The sequence below is a fragment of the Mesorhizobium sp. M0408 genome (assembly GCF_040321495.1).
Lineage (GTDB): Bacteria > Pseudomonadota > Alphaproteobacteria > Rhizobiales > Rhizobiaceae > Mesorhizobium.
The window spans coordinates 382,486-402,682 of record NZ_JAMYRO010000001.1 but is presented as its reverse complement, the minus strand read 5'-3'; the positions used below and the strand labels follow the sequence as shown (position 1 = coordinate 402,682).

18 protein-coding genes are annotated in these 20,197 nt (G+C 64.6%); 8 read left to right on the top strand and 10 right to left on the bottom strand.

Going from position 1 to position 20,197, the window contains the following annotated elements; all coding sequences use genetic code 11:
* Window positions 1–47: 47 nt before the first annotated feature.
* From NKI67_RS01930 to NKI67_RS01900, 7 genes are all read right to left on the bottom strand, one after another.
* Window positions 48–1,115 (bottom strand): substrate-binding domain-containing protein, encoded by a 1,068-nt coding sequence (locus tag NKI67_RS01930; RefSeq protein WP_352644213.1) that lies wholly within the window; start codon window positions 1,113–1,115, stop codon window positions 48–50.
* A gap of 166 nt (window positions 1,116–1,281) precedes the next feature.
* On the bottom strand, window positions 1,282–2,346 hold the full coding sequence (locus NKI67_RS01925) for a sugar ABC transporter substrate-binding protein (protein ID WP_352644211.1): 1,065 nt from the start codon (window positions 2,344–2,346) through the stop codon (window positions 1,282–1,284).
* A 316-nt stretch (window positions 2,347–2,662) separates the two neighbouring features.
* Window positions 2,663–3,433, bottom strand: coding sequence for a GntR family transcriptional regulator (locus NKI67_RS01920; RefSeq protein WP_023675540.1), 771 nt, complete (start codon window positions 3,431–3,433; stop codon window positions 2,663–2,665).
* 139 nt (window positions 3,434–3,572) lie between these two features.
* Complete coding sequence (locus NKI67_RS01915; RefSeq protein ID WP_023675539.1) at window positions 3,573–4,289, bottom strand: E3 binding domain-containing protein; 717 nt, start codon at window positions 4,287–4,289, stop codon at window positions 3,573–3,575.
* On the bottom strand, window positions 4,286–5,296 hold the full coding sequence (locus NKI67_RS01910; protein ID WP_023675538.1) for a C-terminal binding protein: 1,011 nt from the start codon (window positions 5,294–5,296) through the stop codon (window positions 4,286–4,288). The genes NKI67_RS01915 and NKI67_RS01910 overlap by 4 nt, the downstream gene beginning before the upstream one ends.
* A 33-nt stretch (window positions 5,297–5,329) precedes the next feature.
* Complete coding sequence (locus tag NKI67_RS01905) at window positions 5,330–7,729, bottom strand: thiamine pyrophosphate-dependent enzyme (protein ID WP_031211417.1); 2,400 nt, start codon at window positions 7,727–7,729, stop codon at window positions 5,330–5,332.
* A gap of 131 nt (window positions 7,730–7,860) precedes the next feature.
* Entirely contained in the window at window positions 7,861–9,081 is a 1,221-nt protein-coding gene (locus NKI67_RS01900; protein ID WP_352454166.1) for a mandelate racemase/muconate lactonizing enzyme family protein, read from the bottom strand.
* A gap of 118 nt (window positions 9,082–9,199) precedes the next feature.
* Between NKI67_RS01900 and NKI67_RS01895 the strand changes: the two genes are divergently transcribed.
* Genes NKI67_RS01895 through NKI67_RS01880 form a run of 4 tightly spaced genes read left to right on the top strand, consistent with a single transcriptional unit; the run spans window position 9,200 to window position 13,026 of the window.
* Window positions 9,200–9,994, top strand: coding sequence for an SDR family NAD(P)-dependent oxidoreductase (locus NKI67_RS01895; RefSeq protein WP_023675535.1), 795 nt, complete (start codon window positions 9,200–9,202; stop codon window positions 9,992–9,994).
* Window positions 9,995–9,998: 4 nt separating this feature from the next.
* The gene (locus NKI67_RS01890; protein ID WP_023675534.1) at window positions 9,999–10,847 is read left to right on the top strand and encodes a transketolase; all 849 of its coding nucleotides are present in this window, start codon (window positions 9,999–10,001) and stop codon (window positions 10,845–10,847) included.
* Between the two features lie 11 nt (window positions 10,848–10,858).
* On the top strand, window positions 10,859–11,833 hold the full coding sequence (locus NKI67_RS01885) for a transketolase family protein (protein WP_502899711.1): 975 nt from the start codon (window positions 10,859–10,861) through the stop codon (window positions 11,831–11,833).
* 8 nt (window positions 11,834–11,841) lie between these two features.
* Window positions 11,842–13,026 carry a mandelate racemase/muconate lactonizing enzyme family protein gene (locus NKI67_RS01880; RefSeq protein ID WP_352640757.1) on the top strand — a complete coding sequence of 395 codons (1,185 nt, stop codon included), beginning with the start codon at window positions 11,842–11,844 and terminating at the stop codon, window positions 13,024–13,026.
* Here NKI67_RS01880 and NKI67_RS01875 read toward each other — a convergent pair whose 3' ends face one another.
* Window positions 13,027–14,061: a LacI family DNA-binding transcriptional regulator gene (locus NKI67_RS01875; RefSeq protein WP_031211416.1), complete on the bottom strand. Its 1,035-nt coding sequence runs from the start codon at window positions 14,059–14,061 to the stop codon at window positions 13,027–13,029.
* Between the two features lie 245 nt (window positions 14,062–14,306).
* Between NKI67_RS01875 and NKI67_RS01870 the strand changes: the two genes are divergently transcribed.
* From NKI67_RS01870 to NKI67_RS01855, 4 genes are all read left to right on the top strand, one after another.
* Window positions 14,307–15,317 carry an ABC transporter permease gene (locus NKI67_RS01870; RefSeq protein WP_352454163.1) on the top strand — a complete coding sequence of 337 codons (1,011 nt, stop codon included), beginning with the start codon at window positions 14,307–14,309 and terminating at the stop codon, window positions 15,315–15,317.
* 64 nt (window positions 15,318–15,381) lie between these two features.
* The gene (locus NKI67_RS01865; RefSeq protein ID WP_023675529.1) at window positions 15,382–16,356 is read left to right on the top strand and encodes a sugar ABC transporter substrate-binding protein; all 975 of its coding nucleotides are present in this window, start codon (window positions 15,382–15,384) and stop codon (window positions 16,354–16,356) included.
* 56 nt (window positions 16,357–16,412) lie between these two features.
* Window positions 16,413–17,972, top strand: a complete 1,560-nt coding sequence (locus tag NKI67_RS01860; protein WP_051406094.1) for a sugar ABC transporter ATP-binding protein — start codon at window positions 16,413–16,415, stop codon at window positions 17,970–17,972.
* Window positions 17,969–18,730 carry an SDR family NAD(P)-dependent oxidoreductase gene (locus NKI67_RS01855; protein ID WP_023675527.1) on the top strand — a complete coding sequence of 254 codons (762 nt, stop codon included), beginning with the start codon at window positions 17,969–17,971 and terminating at the stop codon, window positions 18,728–18,730. Before NKI67_RS01860 ends, NKI67_RS01855 begins: the two co-directional genes overlap by 4 nt.
* Here NKI67_RS01855 and NKI67_RS01850 read toward each other — a convergent pair.
* On the bottom strand, window positions 18,727–19,626 hold the full coding sequence (locus NKI67_RS01850) for an aldose 1-epimerase (RefSeq protein ID WP_023675526.1): 900 nt from the start codon (window positions 19,624–19,626) through the stop codon (window positions 18,727–18,729). The genes NKI67_RS01855 and NKI67_RS01850 overlap by 4 nt on opposite strands.
* Window positions 19,610–20,194 carry an SDR family oxidoreductase gene (locus NKI67_RS01845; protein WP_023675525.1) on the bottom strand — a complete coding sequence of 195 codons (585 nt, stop codon included), beginning with the start codon at window positions 20,192–20,194 and terminating at the stop codon, window positions 19,610–19,612. The genes NKI67_RS01850 and NKI67_RS01845 overlap by 17 nt, the downstream gene beginning before the upstream one ends.
* Window positions 20,195–20,197: the final 3 nt, after the last annotated feature.

The window sequence follows — 20,197 nt, the reverse complement described above, 5'->3', positions numbered from 1 at the left end:
CTCCCGACATCTTGCGATGCCGGGAGACGGGTCGTGGTCAGAAGATGTTACTTGGTACCGGCCGCTTCCGCAGCGGTGATCTCGACCCAGTCCGGCGTGATCGGCAGCGTCAGGCCGGGCGCCTGGTCCGGGAAGGCATTTTCGCCAATCGCGATCTTGATCATCTTGGTGCCAGGATACAGCTTGGACTCGAAGGGATCGGTGGTGACGAAATCACCCTTGACCGAAACCGAGCGCTCGGCCGGCTTCTTGCCGGTGTCGAGAATGTCGACCGCGAGCTTGATCGCTTCCGAGGAAAGATAGGCCGGGTTGGAACCAAGGATGCACTTGGCGCCTTGCGTCTGCGCGCAAGTGACGGCCGCGACATTGTAGGAGAAGCCGACGACCGGGACGATCGGGCGGCCGGCATCCTTCAGCGCCTGGATAGCGCCGGAGCCATAGCCTTGCGTCATGATGCCGTCGATCTTCGGATTGGCGGCAAGCAGGGCCGCGACACCCGACTGTTCCGGACCGAGTGCATAGTTGCCGTTGTAGTAACCGACGACCTTGATGTCGGGATATTTGGCCAACACCTTCTCATAGCCTTGCTGCAACTGTGCCGAGATCGGCGCGCCGGCGAGGCCACGGTCGAGGATGATGTTGCCCTTGCCGCCAAGCTGCGTAGCCATCCACTCGGCCAACACCGAGGGAATGCGATCCCAGTCGGACGCGACGGCAAATGCGCACGGTTCGGTCACCACCTGGTCGAAGCTGATGACGACGATACCGGCGTCGCAGGCCTTCTTGATGGTCGGATTCAAGGCCGAGTCCGAACCGGCATCGACAAGGATGGCGTCCGGCTTCTGGCGGATGATGTTGTTCAGCGAATTGATCTGCGCCTGGACGGTGTTCTCGACATTCTCGATCCTGAGGTCGACGCGGCCCTTCAGCGGCCCCTTGTTCACCGAAACGGTGGCGACACGCTCCATCTGCTGGCGCCAGTCATTGCCGACGAAATTATTCGAGAGATAGATGGTGTAGGGCTTCTTGTTCTCGGCGTGGCTCGGCGCTGTGTTCACCGAGATTGCGGCCATGGCAAGAGCTGCCAATCCCCCGCAAAATGTCTTCAGTTTCATGATCTCTCCTCCTTCGTGTTTCCTGCATCAGCCGGTGACGGACTTCGCCATCTTGGTGGGTGCTGCGTGTAAATTGATACCGGTACCAATGCGCCTTGTCAATTTAAGCGAAGGCGCATTGGAGAGGCCTGGAGGCGACCATTTCGTCACCGATCGGCAGGCATCGTCATTTCGAGCCGGCGGCCTCGGCCGGGGTGATTTCAACCCAGTCCGGGCTGACGGGAAGAAACAGGCCCGGCGCCATGTCCGGAAAGGCATTCTTGCCGACCTCTATCTTCTGCATGGTCGCGTCGGGATACAATCCCGACGGGACCGGATCGGTGGTGAGGAAGGCGTTGCGCAGCAGGATCTTTTTCTCCGCCGGCTTATTGCCGTCCAGTATCTCCACCGCGAGCTTCAAGGCCTCGGCCGACAGATAGGCAGGGTTGGGTGCAAGGATGCACTGGGCGCCCTGGGTCTGCGCACAGGTCGTCGTCGTCAGGTTGAACGGACTGCCGGTGATGGGAACGATCGGACGACCGGCATCCTGCAGCGCCTTGATCGCTCCGGCGCCGTAGCCCTGGACGAAGATGGCGTCGACTTGCGGGTGCGCCGCCAGCAGGCTGGCGACGCCGGCCTGCTCCGGTCCCAGTGCATAGTCGCCGTTGAAATAGCCGACCACTTCAATGCCGGGATATTTCTTGATGACTTCCTCGAAACCACCCTGCAGCTGGGCCGAGATCGGAGCACTGGCAAGCCCGCGATCAACGAGGATCTTGCCCTTGCCGCCGAGTTTCTTGACCAGCCATTCGGCCTCCACGCGCGGTGCGCGGCCCCAGTCGGACTCCATCGTGTAAGCGCAGGGCGCGCTGACGATCTGGTCGAAGGCGATGACCACGATGCCGGCCTTGCAGGCCTTCTCGATCGTCGGGTTGAGCGCTTCGCCGGAGCCCGCGTCGATCACGATGGCGTCGGGCTTGTTGCGAATGATGTTGTTGAGGGAATTGATCTGCGCCTGGACCGTGGTCTCGACCACCTCGACCTTGAGGTCGACGCGACCGGCGAGCGGCGGCTTCTTGACCGCGATGTCGGCGCTGCGCAGCATCTGCTGGCGCCAGTCGTTGCCGACGAAATTGTTGGACAGATATATGGTGTAGGGCCTCTTGTCCTGTGCGTTGGCCGGCACGGTATCGATCGACAGCAAAGTCGTCGCGATCACCGCAAGGCCGGCGAAGAATGCGCCTGCTTTCATGATTTTCCTCCTCCCGTGTTTGGTGTCAGCCGCGCGAACGCCGCCGCCTTTCATGTGCCTTCCAGGCACACTCCCTTATGGACAGACTTTGTTTTGTGCATGCCGTTATCCCGGAACCGCTGCGCACGTTCGGACATGCACCAGGCGAGTGCTCGACATCGGACGGGGTCGCGCACCCACGTTCGATCGTGGTTTTCGGCGCGGCCTTCATCCTAGCTATGATGCTATTATAATTTTATAAAACTGTCCATGGGCGCGATAGGGAAATCCGCACGACGGTGGCGCCGATCGGGGTTCAGGCCAGATCGTTCGGGGTTCAGGCCAGATCGTTCGGCGCGTCGTAGCTGATGCTGAAGAGATCGGCCGGATGCCGCGCGATGGTGAACTCGATGCTCTGCTGGTCAGCCGACTGGTAGAGCATCTCCACACTCAGCACCGCACTGCCCAGCGCGATGCCTAGGTCGTCCGCGATGACCTCATCGGCGATCTCGGCGCGGACCGTGACATGCGCGACGTCCAGCCGAAGGCCGAGATGCCGTTGCACCGAACGAAAGATCAGCACGTCGGAAAAATCGTCCCGCTTCAGCTTCGCTCCGACAGTTGGCGGGAAATAGCTGGTGATCTGAGCCTTCTTCTGCTCACCCACCGACAGGATGCCGCGCAGGCAGTAGCCCGCCTCGTCCTTGCCCATGCCGAAATGGCGCTGGAGCACGGGCGAAACCTCCTTGCGATAGGATTTCACCGTCAACTGCGCGTCCTTGGTGAAGGCCGCCATGTCGGCAAAATTTTTGAATTTCCAGCTCAGATTGACGGACGGGTTGCGCGCCATGACCACCGCCGGTTTCGCCGACCGCTTCCGGATCAGCCCGTCGGCCTCGAGATCGCGCAAGGCTTGACGCACGGTGATCAGGCTGACGCCGAAATGCTCGGCAATGGTCGCCTCCTTCGGCAGTTCGCCGCCGACGGGGAAGGTGCCGTTGCCGATCGGCTCGCGCAATATGTCGGCTAGCTGGCGATAGAGCGGCCCGTTCGAGCGGCCGAGCGTGCGCCGGGGAAGACTGTCGATGGTGGGAACGGAGTTGTCCATGAGCCTCGTCGCGCCTGTGCCGAAGCTTTTATAATAGCTTCTTTCGCCCGAGGCTATGCATGTCGCCCAAAAGTGGCTCCGGTTTTGGGATAACGATATACATAAAGCCAAACACCAACGCCGATGACCATCAACCGCCTCAGACGAAGAGCCTGAGCGGGTGTTCGATCGCCGATTTGAAGGCGGCGAGCCACGCGGCGGCGGTGATCTCGTCAACGCTTGCCGCGTCTGTGACAAGCAGGCATTCGGCATGGTCACCTGCGGCGCTGACCGAGACAGCCAGACGCATGGCGCGGCCCGGCAACAGCGGCAGCATCAGCGGCCGGATGTCGCTCGCGAGCAGCAGGCGGATCGAAAGCAGCGCCGGCATTTCCGCGTCGTCGCGGTTGTCGGCCAGGGCTGCAAGCCGCGTTGCATACAGCGACGTCAGGGGCATCTCAGGGACGGTTGCAAACACCGCCTGACGGTCTGCCAGTTCAAGCGCCACCGGCGCGTCGGCGGCCTTGGCGACATCCGGGACCTCACCGCATACACGACCCGCCGCGCGCAACAGCACGTCGTCGAGGTCGAACGCTCTCCCCGTGCTCTCCAGCGCGGCCAGCAGGTCTCGGAGCGCGGTCAGCGCGACCGACGCCGCAAAAGCGGCAATGCGGGGAACGGCAACAGAAGGGGCGACGATGTCAGGCAGATTTACGGGCGCGGCGACCGGAACGAAGCCCAGCACGTCGGCTGCCAGGATGCGCCCGCCGGGACCGCTGCCGCGAAGGGCTTCGAGCGGAAGAGCGCGCTCGCGCGCCAGGCGGCGTGCATAGGGTGAAACAGCCAGCCGCGGGGACTGCGCCACCGCCATGTTCATTTGAGATACTCCGCATTGACGCAGTTGGTGAGCCGGCCCTCGGCGATATAGGCGTGCACGACCTCGATCGATTTCAGCCTGAGGTCGCGCATCGACGCCGGGCTGTAGAAGGCCGCGTGCGGGGTGACGGCCAGCCGGTTGGCGATCCACGGCTCGCGGCGGCGCCACGCCGCCAGCAGCGGATGGTCGAGGTCACCGGGCTCGTTCGGCAGCACGTCCAGTCCGGCGCCGGCGACGGTGCCCTCGCGCATTGCCGCTTCCAGCGCGTCGAGATCGACGATCGGGCCGCGCGCCGTGTTGATGAGGACAAGCCCAGGCTTGGCGGCGGCGAAGGCGGCCGCGCCAAGCAGCTTGCGGGTTTCCTCGCTCAACGGGGTGTGGACGCTGACCACATCCGCTCGCCCCATCAGTTCGGCCGGCGAATGAACCCGCTCGTAACCGGTCGACAGATCGACGCCGGACAGAAGATGCGGATCGTAGAACACCACCTTCATGTCGAAGGCTGCGGCGCGGCGGGCGGTGGCCAGCCCAATGCGACCAAGACCGACAACGCCGAAGGTGGCGCCCTTGTGCCGACGCACAAGCGGCGCCTTGGAGAAATGCCAGCCCTCGGCGCCATTGCCGGAAAGCTCTGCGCCATAGGCTGATGTACCGCGCGTCAGCGCCAGCATCAGGCCGATGGCGTGGTCGGCGACTTCGGTGGTTCCGTAGTCCGGCACATTGCAGGCCGGAATCCTGCGTGCGCCCCAGCCTGACGTATCGATGTTGTCGAAGCCGACGCCGGAGCGCACGGCGATTCGTGCTTTGGGAAACGCTGACGGGGCGGCGGCGACATTGTGGGTCGGCGAATAGTTGATGACGGCATCGACCGTCTCGCAGACAGCCGGATCGAGACTGGCGGCCTTGTCGTTGGTCGATCTGGCGAGGATGTGCTCGATGTCAGGATAGTGCTCACGCTCGAGTTCGGCTTCGTCGGCGGCTTGCCAGTTGGCGCACAGGATCTTCATGCTTGCCCTTCGGATTTCATTGGGAACAAATGATTATTTCTTGATGCCACCGATGCGGCCGCCCATCGGCACGACCGCGCCGACCGGCTGGTCGATCGCGGCAAGCGTGCCGCTGATCGGCGCCTCGATCTCGACCACCGCCTTGTCGGTCTCGATCTCGGCGATCAGTTCGCCCTCCTTGATCGCATCGCCGACCGCCTTCAGCCATTTGACGACCGTGCCTTCGCTGACGGTGAGATCGCCGAACGGCATGGTTATCGGCTCGTCGTCGCTGACGGCAGGTGCAGTCGTTGGCGCCGGCGTGGCGGGTTGCGGCTTGGCCGGAACAGGCACGGGATTAGCCGACGCAGCACTTTTCAGGCCGACCGTGTACCAGTGATCCGGTACCGGCGGCTTGCCCGCGATGACGTCGCGCACGCCCTGGACGATGCGCGCCGTGTCGACCAACATGGCGCGCTCCAGCACGGGTGCGAAGGGATGCGAGGTCGGCGCGGTGTGCAACCTCCCGGGCGGGGCGTCGAGTTCGTCGAAGGCGAGTTCGTTGATCGCTTGCGCGATCTCGCCGCCAAGGCCGCACATCGCCCAGGCTTCATCGACGATGAGCAGCCGATGAGTCTTACGCACGCTGGCGACGATTGTCTCGATGTCGAGCGGCATGATGGTGCGCGGATCGATCACTTCGGCTTCGATGCCCTCAGTGGCCAGCGCCTGCGCCGCCTCCAGCGCGCGTTGCACCATCTGGCCGGCGGCTACAATGGTGATGTCGGTGCCGGCCCGCGCGATGCGCGCGACGCCGAAGGGCACATAATGCTCGCCGACCGGCACCTCGCCCTTGGAGGCGAACAGCGCCTTGGGCTCGAGCATGATGACCGGATCGCCGGCCCGCAGCGCGGTCTTCATCAGCCCCTTGGCATCGGCCGGGGTCGAGGGCACGCAAACGATGAGGCCCGGCATGTGGGCGAAGATGGGGTGATAGATGCCGCTGTGATGCGGACCGGAACTGCGCAAAGCGCCGGCGCCGACGCGCACCACCATCGGCGCGCTCATCAGGCCGCTCGTCATGTAGCGCAGCTTCGCTGCCTGCAGGAAAATCTGCCCGGCGGTCTCGAAGGCGAAGTCGGCAAACATCAGGTCCGAGACGGTTCGCGCACCGGTGGCCGAGGCGCCGACGGCGGCGGCGGTAAAGCCCTGTTCGGAAATCGGCGTGTCGACCATCCGCTCGGCGCCGAACTCCTGCCAGAGGTTCCTGGTGTGCGCGAAGCTGCCGCCGCGTTCGCCGGTGCCTTCGCCGAAATAGAGGATCGCCGGATTGGCACGCATTTCCTCGGCAATGCCGTCGCGCACCGCCTCGAGCCAGCCTTGCGTGCGCGTCTCGCCGACGGCGCGCGGCTGCAAGGCGGCCGGCGGGTTGATTGGGTCGGCAAAGACATGCAGGCGCACGGTCGCCGGATCGGGCTCGGGCGAGTTGCGGGCCAAGGCCAGCGCCTCCTCGACCACCTTCTCGATCCGGCTTTCGATCGTCGCCAATGCCTCAGCATCGGCGATGCCATAGTCCTCGATCAGCCGCTTGCGAAACATGTCGATCGGATCGCGCTTGATCCAGGCGTCGAGTTCTTCCTGCGTCCGGTAGGTGCCGATAACCGGATCACCCTCATGATGACCGACGGTGCGATAGGTCTTGGCCTCGATCAGCGTCGGACCCTTGCCGGCGCGGGCGCGCTCGGTGGCTTCCTTCATCGCCAGCCAGACGGCGAAGACGTCGTTGCCGTCCACCGCGACGCCGGGCATGCCGTAGGAGGCGGCCTTGGTGGCGATTTCGGGATTGAGCGTGACGGAGTTGAGCGGCGTCGCCGTGGCGTAGAGGTTGTTCTCGCAGACGAAGACCGCGGGCGCCCGCTGCACGGCGGCGAAGTTGAGTGCCTCGTGGAAGCCGCCATGATTGGCGGCGCCGTCACCGAAGAAGGCGACGCCAATGTCGTCGCGCCCTTGCTGGCGCGCGCTCATGCCGATGCCGACGGCATGACCGATGCCGGCGGCGACGATGCCATTGGTGCCGAACAGGCCTACAGAGCGGTCGTAGAGATGCATGGTGCCGCCGCGGCCGCCGCAAATGCCATCGGCCTTGCCGAACAGCTCGGCCATCACCCGGCCGGGGTTGGCGCCCTTGGCCAGCGCATGGCCGTGGCCACGATGGGTTGAGGTGACCCAGTCGGTCGGGCGCAGATGCGCGCAGACGCCGACACCGGTCGCCTCCTCGCCGATATAGAGATGCAGGAAGCCGGGGGTCTCGCCCTTGCGGCAAGCGATCTGGGCAATGCTTTCGAAGCGGCGCAACAGCACCATGCGTTCGAACAGGTCGAGCAGGATTTTCCGGTCGGGGAGGTTTGGCGCACCCCTGGGATCCTCGCGTGCGCGCGCCGCAGAAATTGCCACCAAAGCCTCCCTGAATCCGTCCGGTGCCGGGCGGCAAAGCGCCGGCGGCGAGCTTGTCGGTCACTCGCTTCGGTCCATCATAGATTATAATAGCATAATGTCTACTGGCTCCGAAAAGAGCCTGATGACGGCTAGCTTTTGGTGACGCGCACCGTCGCGTCAGGCCGCTGGAACAGCTCCGGCCGCAGGCTGGGGCCAAGCCCCGGCCCTTCGAGCGGCGCGACATGGCCATTGCTGACCTGCGGAATGTCGGCGACAATCTCGGTGTACCAGCCGGTGAAATAGGCGCGCACCGCTTCCTGGTAGTTGACGTTCGGCAAAGTCGCCGAGAGCGCGCAACTGGCGGCATAGACGATCGGCCCGGTGCAGTCGTGCAGTGTCACCGGCAGTTCGCTGGCCTCGGCCAAGTTGGCGATCTTGCGCGCTTCCGAGAGCCCGCCGCACCAGGCAAGATCGATCATGATGACCGAAGCGGCGCGCTTGTCGATCAATTGCTTGAACATCTGCCGCGAGGCCAGCCGCTCGCTGGCGGCGATCGGAATGGAGGTGTGGCGGACAAGCTCGGCCATGGCGTCAAGCTCGTTGTAACGGATGGGCTCCTCCAGCCAGGCGACGTCATAGGGCTTCAACGCCTCGGCGATGCGCAGCACTGGCGGCAAGGTCCACAACCCGTGCAGCTCGACCATGATCTCCATGTCGCGGCCGACGGCGTCGCGGATTTTCTGGAAGGGCTCCAGCGCCTTGTCGAGGTCGGCAAGCGAAATGCGGGTGCCGTTCGAGGCCTCGGCGGCGATGTCGAACGGCCATATCTTCATCGCGCCGATGCCTTCCGATTTCAGGCTCTTGGCGAGGTCGCCGGCATTGTAGCGCCAGGCGAGCAAATCCTCATATGGGCCTTCGTTCGAGTCGCCAGCCTTAAGCGACCAGTCTTCGCCACGTTCGAACAGCGCGTTCTTCCTTGTGGCGCGGACATGCTTGTAGCCGGCGCAGGTGTTGTAGATCGGCACGGTCTTGTGGGTACGGCCGCCAAGCAGCCGCCAGACCGGCTCGCCGAGCGCCTGGCCATAGATATCCCACAGCGCGATGTTGACGGCGGAATTGCCGCGCACTTCGGCGCCGGAATCGCGCGCGCCGACATAGACGCTGCCCAGCGTGCGGTCATGCAGCTCGATGTCGCGCGGATCCTTGCCGAGGAGATAGGCGGCGACATTGTCGTGGATATAGGAGGCGACCGGACCCGGCGCCCAGAAAGTCTCGCCGGTGCCGATGAGGCCGGCATCGGTGTGGACGCGCAGCCAGAACAGGAACGGGAACTCCGCCAGCTGCAGCGTTTCGAGCGCAACGACTTTCATCTTTTCCTCCCCATTGCCGACCAACCGCACGGCCGGCGCACAATAGCACATCCCCGTTGACAGCCATTTATGGTACCGGTATCAATCCCGTCAAGATGGCCACCGGGAGGGTGCTCGCTTGCCTGCCGAAATTCACGATACCACGCGACCGAGGGCGCTGGTCACCGGGGCCGCCGGCGGCCTCGGCCGCGAAGTGGCGATCCAGTTGGCCCGGCGCGGCTGTGCTGTCGCAATTGCCGACATCAATGGCGAAGGATTGGCCGAAACCGCCCGACAAATCAGGGATATCGGTGCGGAAACCGAGGCCATAACAGGCGATTTCACCAGGGAAGGTGCGCCGGAAGCGGCGGTGGAAAAAGTGGTCGCACGCTGGGGCGGCATCGACATCCTCGTCAACAATGCCGGCTATGGCGTCATCGAGCCGTTCCTCGATGCCACCTTCAAGGCCTGGAACCGCACGCTGGCGCTCAATGTCACCGCACTTGCCATGGCCTGCAAGGCGGCGGGCCGGGTGATGCGCGAGCAGCGTTCGGGGCGCATCGTCAACATCACCTCGCCGGGCTCGCGCATGGCGCTGCCGGACTACACCGCCTACACCGCCAGCAAGGCCGGCGTCGATTCTATCACCCGCGCCGCTGCGGTGGCGCTGGCGCCCTATGGCGTGCTGGTCAACAGCCTGGCGCCGGGCATGATGGACACCGAGATGCAGCGCTCGACGGAGACCGATCTTGCCCGCGCCAACGGCCGCGACGACCTGCAGGCCTTTCTCGACGAGCGCACGCGCCGCATCCCGCTCGGCCGCCGCGCCGAGATTTCCGAGGTCGCGGAGGCTGTCGTCTGGCTCTGCCTCGATTCGCCCAAGTACATGACGGCCGAGCGGCTCAACATGTCGGGCGGGCTCGACAAGGACTGACCAGATGCTGCGCAACTCCCCTCCCGGTACCGCCGATGTCGGCGCGCTCGAACGCAAGGCAACGCGGCTGCGCCGCCACATGCTGACCATGGCGCACGGCCAGGGCCAAGGCTATATCGGCCAGGGCCTCGGCATCGCCGATGCGCTCGCAGCGCTGTATTTCCATGAGTTGCGCTACGACCCGCACAATCTGGCGTGGCCCGAGCGCGACCGTTTCCTGTTGTCGACCGGTCACTATTCCATCGCGCTGTGGGCGGCGCTGGCCGAGGCCGGCATCATTCCGATCGAGGAGCTGGTCACCTATGGCGCCGACAAAAGCCGGCTGGTGATGTCGACGCTCGACACCACGCCCGGGGTCGAAATGATCGGCGGCTCGCTTGGCCATGGGCTGGGACAAGGTGTCGGCCAGGCGCTCGGACTGCGCGTCGACCGCTCCGACGCGCGCGTCTTCGTCGAGCTGTCCGACGGCGAGATGCAGGAAGGCTCAACCTGGGAAGCGGCAATGTCGGCCAGCCATTTCAAGCTCGACGGGCTGGTGGCGCTGATCGACTGCAACGGGATCCAGGCCGACGGGCCTGTCGTGCTCGACATGGAACCTGTCGCCGACAAATGGCGCGCCTTCGGCTGGGAAACATCAGAGATCGACGGCAACGACATGACGGCGATAGTCGGCGCGCTGACCGGTGCACGTCAGCGCAACGGCAAGCCGAAGGCGATCGTGCTGCGCACACTGCCCGGCAAGGGCGTGCCGCGCATCGAGAGCAGCGAGAAATCGCACTTCTTCCGCATCGACGTGGGGCAATGGGACGGCATCATCGCCGAGTTCGAGAACAGCGTGGGAGCGGGCCAGTGAGCGGCACGGCGATGGAGGCTGGCCGCACGCCGGCCATGGGCCAGGACGAAGACGTTGGCGACGGCCGGCAGAGCGTTGAGGCACCGTTCGGCCGCGCGCTGGCCCGTCTTGGCCAGAGCCATCCAGACATTGTCGGGCTGACCGCCGATCTCGGCAAATACACCGACATATTGCCGTTCCGCGATGCCTTTCCAGACCGCTTCTTCAATGTCGGCATGGCCGAGCAGAATCTGGTCGCCGTCGCCGCCGGACTGGCGCGCACCGGCAAGGTGCCGTTCGCCACCACCTATGGCGTGTTCGCGACGCGGCGCGCCTATGATTTCGTCGCCATCGCGCTTGCCCACTCCAACCTCAACGTCAAGATCGTCGCCGGCCTGCCGGGTCTGACGACAGGCTATGGCGGCACGCATCAGGCGATCGAGGACCTGGCGCTGATGCGCATGATCCCCAGCCTCACCATCATCGATCCCTGCGACGCGACCGAGATCGAGGCGGCGACCGAGGCGATCGCCAAGCATCAGGGCCCGGTCTACATGCGGCTGCTGCGCGGCAGCGTGCCTGTCGTGTTCGAGCCGGGTTACCGCTTCGAGATCGGCAAGGCGCGGCGGCTTCGCGACGGTTCGGATGTCGGCTTCATTTCGACCGGCTTCATGACCGAGCGGGCACTGGACGCGGCGGACGCTTTGCGCAGACAGGGCATCGCCGCCGGCGTGCTGCATGTGCCGACCATCAAACCGTTCGACGCCGAAGCGGTGATCGAATTCGCGGCTAATGCCGGCCATATCGTCACGGCGGAAAATCATGTTGTCGTCGGTGGTCTGGCCAGCCTGGTCGTCGAGACCTTGTTCGATGCCGGCATTGCGAAGAAAGTGACACGCATCGGCCTTCCCGACCGCTACATCGAATGCGGCGCGGTGCCGACCCTGCAAGCGAAATACGGCCTGACGACCGAGGCCGTCATCGCGACAATCACTGGTTTGAGCTAGAGTTTCGCATGAAGATCACCGAGATCGAGACCTTCGCTGTTGGCGCCGGCTGGAAGAACTGGCTGTTCGTCAAAGTGCATACCGACAAGGGCATCCATGGCGTCGGCGAAGGCACGCTGAACGGCTTCATCAAGACAACCGAAGCCGGCGTGCATGAACTCAAGCATCTCGCCATCGGCCAGGATCCGCGCCGCATCAACGCGTTGGCCAAGCGCCTGCTGGACAGCGTTTCGCTCGACGGCGGCCACATCCACCGCACGGTGATCGCCGCGATCGAGGTCGCCTGCTGGGACATACTGGGCAAGACCCTCGGCGTGCCGATCCATCAGTTGCTCGGCGGGCAAGTGCGCGACAGCGTGCTCGGCTACGCCAATGGCTGGTATCGCACCGAGCGTACGCCAGAGGCTTTCCTCGAGGCCGCCAAGGCGGTGCTGGCCAAGGGCTTCAAGGCGTTCAAGCTCGACCCGTTCGGCACCGCGCAAGGTTTCATTTCGCGCGAGGAGCTGGACCTGTCCTACGCGATCTGCCGAAAATTGCGTGACGAACTGCCCAAGGACACGCTGATCCTGATCGACGTCCATGCCCGCTTCACCGAGATCGCCGCCCTGCAGGCGGCGCAAAAGTTCGCCGACCTCGATATCTACTGGTGGGAGGAGCCGACCTCGCGCGACCGGCAGGAAACCGTGCACGAAGTGGCGCATCGCTCGCCGATTCCGGTGGCGACCGGCGAGATGTACGACACGGTCGGCCAGTTCTACACGCTGGCGGCGGGCGGCGGCGTCAACATCTTCCAGCCCGAGCCGATGTCGCTGGGCGGCATTGCGGCGTCGATGCAGGTGGCCAACCTAGCGCTTGCCCATGGCAGCCATATCGCGCCGCATCAGAGCGGCGGACCGGTGGCGACGGCGGTGTGCCTGCAACTGGCCGCCGCGGTGCCGAATTTCCTCATTCAGGAGCATTTCGACGCCTTCAACGACCCGTGGACGCGCGACCTCGCGACCTGGCATCCGACCATCAATCCGGACAACGGCCACCTGTCGCTGCCGCACGCGCCGGGGCTCGGCATCGATCTCAACATCGATGTGATCAAGCATCACTCCTACGATCCCGACGCCTATATCAATGTCCATGCCGAGGGCTGGGAAAAGCGCCTCGGGCGGCGAGACGACACGGCAAAGAAACAGCCGTCCTGATCAAGCGCTCTCGCGGTCGACGATCTCGAAGCCGAGGCTGGTGATGGTCGGCACCTTGGTGTCGCCGCCGAGCCTTGCCAGCAATTGCCGCACGGCGCGCCGGCCCATCTCGTAGCGATTAACCTTCACGGTGGTCAGCGGCGGATAGAGTTGGGCCGCGAGATCCATGTCGCCATAGCCGGCGATGGCGATCCTGCCCGGCACCGCCCAGTGGCGGCGGTGGCATTCCTGCACGGCGCCGACGGCCAGCGTGTCGCTGGAGAAGAAGATGGCGTCGATGTCCTTGTGCCTCGACGTCAACGTCACCAGCGCCTCGGCGCCGCCTTGCGGGGTGATCGGCACCTCGACCTCCATGTCGGCATGGTTCTTGATGCCGAGTTCGGTGAGCGCGGCATGATAGCCGGTGCGGCGCTGCTGCAGGCGATCATTGCCATGGATCGGCGTCGAGACGAAGCCGATGCGCTTGTAGCCCTTGGCCGCCAGATGCATGGTCATGGCGTAGGCGGTCTCGAAGTTGGACACGCCGACCACCATGTCGATCGGCTTGCGGCCCTTGATCTCCGAGATTTCGACCACTGGTGCGCCGCTGCTCTTGAGAAGCGCACGGGCCGTGTCGCTTTGCACGAAGCTTTGCAGGATCATGCCGACCGGGCGCCAGCCAAGCAGGGTGCGGATCGATTTCTCCTCTGCCTCCTGCGTGAACTCGCCCTGCACCAGGAGCATCGAATAGCCGCTCTCGTGGCATTCGTCGGACATGCCCTGCACTTGCTCGGCGATGCCCGAATTGATCAGCGGCGGCACCACCGTGCCGATCATGCGGCCGTTGCCGCGCATGCTGGACGCCAGCCGGTTGGGTACGAAGCCGGCCTGCTCGATGGCCTGCAGCACCTTGGCGCGCGTCTCCGGCGAGACCATATCGGGATTGGACAGCGCCCGCGACACGGTCATCGGCGCGACGCCGACGCGCTTGGCGATCTCGCGGACGCCAAGGCGCCGCGACTTTTTCTCGCCCGGGCCGTCCGGCCTGTCGGTCATCAGCATGCTCCAAGAGAGCGCGACCCGCCAAAGCAATGTTCTCCGGGTCACGCCACAAACGCCATTCATAGCGGTTGCGGCGGACGCTTTCCAGCGATGGACCCAGCTATGCACCATCAGGGAATTTCATCATTGACAAGTTATAATATTATAATCTTAATGGGCGAGAGGAGCGCGGCAAGATCGGCGTGGGCGCGTGGCGCCGGTCGCAAGAGCCGGCAACAGGCGCCGCAAGGGAGGTCAGGATGAACAGCGTGGCTGAGGTGAGCTCGCCGCCGCGGAACGCGCAATTGTTTCGGCGGCGACTGATCGGCTTCATTGCCGTCGGCGAAGTCGGCGTGCTGGCAGCGATGGCCCTGCTGATCGCGTTCTTCTGGCTGCTCGAACCAGCGTTCCTGTCGGAGCGCAATATCCGCGCCATTCTCAACGTCGTCTCCTTTGTCGGCATCATTGCCATCGGCCAGACCATCCTGCTGGTTACCGGCGAGTTCGACCTGTCGGTCGGCTCGGTGGCTGGTCTCTCCGCCGTGGTCGCTGCCAAGCTGATGACCGCGGCCGCCCTGCCGGTGACGGTCGGCATTCTCGGCGGCATCGGCGTCGGAGCTCTGATCGGGCTGCTGAACGGCCTGATTGTCGTCAGGCTCGGCATTCCCGCCTTCATCCAGACGCTCGGCATGCTGTTCATCGGCCAGGGCCTGATCCAGGTGGTGACCGGCGGCTATCCGGTCTACCCGCTACCGGAGGCGATCAACACGATCGGCGGCACCGACCTCGCCTTCGGTCTCGGCTGGAGCTTTGCCTTCTTCGTCATTGCGGCCGTCGTCGCCGACTTCGTCCTGCGGCGCACCGTGCTCGGGCGCAACATGTATGCCACCGGCGGCAACCAGGAAGTGGCGCACCTCGTCGGCATCAACACCAATGCCTACAAGATCGGCGCCTTCATTGTCGTCGGCGCGCTGTCGGCGATCGCCGGCATGTTCGTCATGGCCGATCTCGGCAGCGGCGGCACCTCGATCGGCAGCGGCTGGGAACTGACGGTCATCGCCGGTGTCGTGGTCGGCGGCGTCAGCCTCTTCGGCGGCGCCGGCACAGTGGCCGGCGGCGTTGTCGGCATTCTTTTGCTGAAAATTGTGCAGAGCGGCCTCGTCGTCATCGGCGTCAACTCCAACTGGCAGCAGATCGCGGTCGGCGTGATCATGGTCATGGCCGTCGGCCTCGACATCGTGCGCCGCCGCTACTTCATCGCCGGAGCCTGAGCAAACCGCGGGGAAGTGGACATTGAGCCGGCAAAAAATGCCGGAGAACCAAGGGAGGTACGACATGAGAATAAATCTGAAGAACGGACTGATCCGCAGCGCGCTTGGCGCGGCGGCAGTAGCCACTTCGCTCGGTTTAGCGAGCATTGCCCAGGCGGCGGACATCCACCTGCTCTGGGTGCAGGCGATGAAGGATCATCCCGTGCACCGGCTGATGCAGGCCGGTTTCCTCAACAAGTGCAAAGAGCTCGGCTACACCTGCGAGGTCGTCGGCGACCCGAGCGCCACCAACTGGGACATCCCCGCAACGCTGCCGCTCGCCGAGGCCGCCCTTGCCCGCACCAAATACGATGCCATCGGCGTCTATGGCGTGGATCCGGCGATCTATTCCTACATCACCAAGCTTGCCAAGGAGGGTTTCCCGATCGTCACCTGGCATGTCCTGCCGCCGGAAGGCACCGTCAATGGCCTCAAGGCGGCGACCGGCGAAGACATCGCCGAGGTCGGCGCCAATGCCGCGATCGCGATTGGCGACAAGCTCGGCGGCAGGGGCACGGTTGCGCTGACGCAAGGCGCCTCCAACGATACCGAGAACGCCATGTCGGACGCCTTCCGCAAGACCATCGCGGCGAAATACCCCAGCATCAAGGTGCTCGACACGCAGATGGAGGGCTTTGAGCCGTCGGCGGCCGAGGCAAAAGCGGTAGCCATCCTGCAGGGCAATCCTGATGTGACCGCCGCCTTCGGCACCACCGGCAACAGCATCCAGACCTGGTCGGGCGCTGCCCGCAAGGCCGGACGCGATGTCGTCATCATCGGCATGGACTATATCAGGCAGAATCTCGATCTGGTGAAGTCGGGTGCCGCCTACGGCATCGTCGCGCAGCCGCTCTATGAAGAGAGCGCCAAGGTTGCCGAACTGCTGGGTGATCTCGCCCAGGGCAAGACCGTGCCCTACAGCAATCCGTTGCCGGCCAAGGTGATCACCGCTGCCGACCTCGATCCCTATTACAAAATGCTGGACAGCGCCGGCCAGTAACACCCTGCTGCCGGGTCTGCATCTGGCGGGCCCGGCAACATCCAGAGAGGATCGCCGTGTCGACCACCCAAGAGCCGCTGTTTTCGGCCACCGCCATCGCCAAGAATTTTGGCGGCGTGCAGGCACTGCGCGGCGTCGATTTCGATGTCGTTACCGGCGAGATTCACGCCCTGCTCGGTCAGAACGGCGCCGGCAAGTCGACGCTGGTCAAGATCCTCAACGGCGTGCATCCGGCCGGTTCCTACACCGGCACGATCCAGCTCGACGGCCGGCCCGTCAGTTTTGCCTCGCCGGCCGATGCGCGATCGAACGGTGTCGGCTACGTGCCGCAGGAAATCGAGGTGCTCGAACAGCTTTCGGTCGCCGAGAACGTCTTTGCCGGCCGCACCGGTCTGGGCGACGGCATGCTGGTTCACCAGCGCAAACTCGAGCAGCGTGCCGGGGAAATCTTTGCCGACCTCGGCATCGACATCAATCCCAGGGCCTATGTCGCGTCGCTGACCTCGGCGCAGCGCCATCTGGTGATAATTGCCCGTGCCATCGTACAGAAGCCGCGCGTGCTGATGCTGGACGAGCCGACAGCCTCGCTCTCCGGCACCGAGGTCGACGCGCTGTTCAGCGTGCTGCGCCGCCTGAAGGCGCAAGGCGTGGCTATGATCTACATCACCCATCGCCTGCCCGAGGTGCTGGCCATCTGCGACCGCGCCACTGTCTTGCGCGACGGGCAGGTGGCGGTGCGGATCGCGCGCGAGGACTTTGACGCCGAGACCTTCATCTTCTCGATGTCGGGGCAAAGGCTGCAGCGGCTGTTTCCCGAACATTCAGCACCCGTCGGCGCGCCGACAGCGCTGGACGTTCGTCATCTCACGGTCGCCGGCCACAGCGGCGCGGTGCATGGCGCCAGGGATATCAACCTCTCCGTGGCGGCGGGCGAGATCGTTGGGCTGGCTGGGCTACTGGGCTCCGGCCGCAGCGAGATCCTGCACGGCATCTATGGCCGCGTTCCCGCCGATGGCGAAATCCGAGTCACTGGCCGGACCGTATCGATCAGATCGCCCAGGGATGCTCGCGCGGCTGGCATTGCACTGCTGACCGAAGACCGCAAGCGTGATGGCCTGCTGTTCAACCTGCCGGTCGGCGCGAACATCACCATCGGCAATCTCGCGCCCTTGTCGCGGCACGGCATGGTGCGTGGCCGGCTGGAGCGCAGTTCCATCCTCGCCGCCATGAGCGCGCTCAACGTCAAGGCGTCATCGCCGCAGGCTTCGGTCACCCATCTGTCGGGCGGCAACCAGCAGAAGCTGCTGTTTGCCCGCGTGCTGATGCGGGCGCCGAAAGTGCTGCTGCTCGATGAGCCGACCAAGGGCGTCGATGCGGCAACCCGGCACGAAATCTACCGGCTTGTCGTCGAACTTGCCGAGAAAGGCGTGGGCTTGCTCATCGTGGCTTCCGAGATCGAGGAACTGATCGGCCTTTGCGACCGCTGTCTCGTCGTTGCCGACGGCCGCATCGTCGACGAATTCGGCCGAGGCGAGGGTGGCGAGGATCGTGTCTTGTGGTCGGTAACGGCGGCGCAAGCCGAGCGCCATGCCCTGGCTGCACAGGTTTCGTCATGATGTTCGCCGGCAAACGCGTTTTCGTCACCGGCGCTGCGACCGGCATCGGTCGCGCGACGGCCGAGTACCTCGCCGCCGAGGGCGCCAAGGTCTTTGGCGCCGGGCTGGATGGCGAGGAAGGAAAAGTGCTCGCCAGCCGCTACGCCGAAAGCCAATTGATCTTCCGCGAGAGCGATCTCACCCGTGAGGCCGACGTCCAGGCTGCCGTGTCGGCAGTCAATGCACGGTTCGGCGGGCTCGACGCGGTCGTCAACTGCGCCGGCATCTATCCCACCGGCAAGCGGCTGGAAGAGGTTTCCGACGAGGATTGGGAGAAAACCATAGCCGTCAATCTGACGGCCATTTTCCGCGTCTGCCGCGCCACCTTGCCGCTGCTGCGCGCGGCCGGCGGCGGCTCGGTCGTCAACATCGCCTCCGTTCATGCCGATGCCACGGTTCCCGGCGTGCCCGCCTATGCCGCGACGAAGGCGGCGGTTGTCGGCCTGTCGCGCCAGATGGCGCTCGACTATGCCGTCGACCGTATCCGCGTCAACGCCGTCCTGGTCGGCTCGGTCGCCACCCGGATGACGCTGGACGGGTTGGAAGCGGCCGGCGGTGCCGAAGCACTGGGGCTGTCGTTCGAGCCCAACAGGATCGCGCGCATCGCCAATCCCTCCGAGATTGCCACCGCAATCGGCTTCCTGGTTTCGGATGCCTCGTCCTTCGTCACCGGCAGCGCCATGCAAGTGGATGGCGGCCTGCTGGCGCGGCTGCTCTAGGTCTTGAGCGCGAAGGGCGTGAACGTAACCGTGCCGACAGCACTTTCACCTGTGGCGAGCACAATCACGCCTTCTTCCGGATCATCCCATCGGCCCCGGTTGAAGGCGCCCGAGGCGTTGGTCTGCGGCTCGACGCAGAAATATGGTTTGGTGGGATCGGCATAGAGCATCAGGTGCTTGAAAACCGCATCACCCTTGATGCGCAGTCCCGCGCCGCGCGTCGGAAAGTGGATTGTCGCTTCACCGCCCCAGCCGCCATAGTCATTGTTGCGCCAGCCATCCGGCAAGGGCCGCGCGGCGGTAAAATCGAGTTCGGGTGGCAGCGTGATCGGATCGCCCGAAATACCATCGGGCTCTTCAAGGTAGAAGCGCCTGGCCCTGAACTGCAATGTCACGTCTGGGTCGCGATCGAACCAGGGATGCAGGCCAAAACCGAACGGCAGGGAGATCGCCCCGGTGTTGGTCAGTGTCATGGTCACGCGCAGGCCCTCATCGGAGACCCCGAAAGTCTGCGTCGCGCGGTAGGAATGAAGGTCGGCTCCGGCATTGATGTCCAGCGAGAGCCTTGCGTCGGCGGTTCCGGCCTCGGTGACGGTCCAGGCGTGTTGCCAGCCACTGCCATGGACGTTGAATTTTTCGGGCGGATTGTTGGGCTGCACCAGCCAGCTTTTTCCCCCGAACTCAAAGGCATTTCCGGCGATGCGGTTGGCATAGGGCGTCATCGGGAACATGGCGATGCCAAGCACATTGCCGGCCTCGCGTTCCTCGTCCGAGAGCCGGCGCATGAGGTCGATGCCGCGCCAGCGTAGCGAACTCACGGAGCCACCGATCTGCGGCACCAGGGCGACTTCGAGCGCTCCCGATCCGATGTTCACCCATTCAGAAATTGCGCCCATAGCCTGCCGTCCATCCACCGTCTACGCTCAGCATCTGGCCCGTCGTGTAGGTGTTGAGCGGATCGCAGAAGAACAGCACGGCCGCAACCGCTTCCTCGATGCTGCCTGAGCGGCCGGCCGGTGTGTGGCTGAGCATCGCTTTGTCGCCGGAAACCATGGTTTCATCTTCGACCGCGCCGACGCCGACGGCATTGACCAGCACCTTCGGGCCGAACTCCATGGCCAGCGTGCGCATGCCTGCGAGGATCGAGGCGTTCTCCATGGAAAAGCGCGGATGGCGGCGCATCGGCATGCCGGCGGTCGCCGAGAGCAGGAAGACAATGCGTCCGCTGCCGTGCTCGGTCATGGTCACGGCAGCCTTGCGCGCATCGGCGTAGTGAGACCGCGGATCGCGCGTCGCCGTTCCTGGCCACAACGCGCAGGAGATCAGCAGGATATCGGCGGCCCGTGCATGGGAACCCTCGACCAGATGGCCGCCATTGGCCTGCAACGCGGCAAGTGCGGCCTCGGCCACCGGATTTGTGTCGCCATCGAGTGCGTAAGCAGTGCCCTCGAGATCGATTTCCATGCC

Bases quoted from the DNA above. Each gene is read 5' to 3' on its own strand.
- NKI67_RS01930 (WP_352644213.1), bottom strand. From the start codon at position 1,115: ATGAAACTGAAGACATTTTGCGGGGGATTGGCAGCTCTTGCCATGGCC.
- NKI67_RS01925 (WP_352644211.1), bottom strand. From the start codon at position 2,346: ATGAAAGCAGGCGCATTCTTCGCCGGCCTTGCGGTGATCGCGACGACT.
- NKI67_RS01920 (WP_023675540.1), bottom strand. From the start codon at position 3,433: ATGGACAACTCCGTTCCCACCATCGACAGTCTTCCCCGGCGCACGCTC.
- NKI67_RS01915 (WP_023675539.1), bottom strand. From the start codon at position 4,289: ATGAACATGGCGGTGGCGCAGTCCCCGCGGCTGGCTGTTTCACCCTAT.
- NKI67_RS01910 (WP_023675538.1), bottom strand. From the start codon at position 5,296: ATGAAGATCCTGTGCGCCAACTGGCAAGCCGCCGACGAAGCCGAACTC.
- NKI67_RS01900 (WP_352454166.1), bottom strand. From the start codon at position 9,081: ATGAAAGTCGTTGCGCTCGAAACGCTGCAGCTGGCGGAGTTCCCGTTC.
- NKI67_RS01890 (WP_023675534.1), top strand. From the start codon at position 9,999: ATGCTGCGCAACTCCCCTCCCGGTACCGCCGATGTCGGCGCGCTCGAA.
- NKI67_RS01885 (WP_502899711.1), top strand. From the start codon at position 10,859: ATGGAGGCTGGCCGCACGCCGGCCATGGGCCAGGACGAAGACGTTGGC.
- NKI67_RS01880 (WP_352640757.1), top strand. From the start codon at position 11,842: ATGAAGATCACCGAGATCGAGACCTTCGCTGTTGGCGCCGGCTGGAAG.
- NKI67_RS01875 (WP_031211416.1), bottom strand. From the start codon at position 14,061: ATGACCGACAGGCCGGACGGCCCGGGCGAGAAAAAGTCGCGGCGCCTT.
- NKI67_RS01870 (WP_352454163.1), top strand. From the start codon at position 14,307: ATGAACAGCGTGGCTGAGGTGAGCTCGCCGCCGCGGAACGCGCAATTG.
- NKI67_RS01865 (WP_023675529.1), top strand. From the start codon at position 15,382: ATGAGAATAAATCTGAAGAACGGACTGATCCGCAGCGCGCTTGGCGCG.
- NKI67_RS01855 (WP_023675527.1), top strand. From the start codon at position 17,969: ATGATGTTCGCCGGCAAACGCGTTTTCGTCACCGGCGCTGCGACCGGC.
- NKI67_RS01850 (WP_023675526.1), bottom strand. From the start codon at position 19,626: ATGGGCGCAATTTCTGAATGGGTGAACATCGGATCGGGAGCGCTCGAA.
- NKI67_RS01845 (WP_023675525.1), bottom strand. From the start codon at position 20,194: ATGGAAATCGATCTCGAGGGCACTGCTTACGCACTCGATGGCGACACA.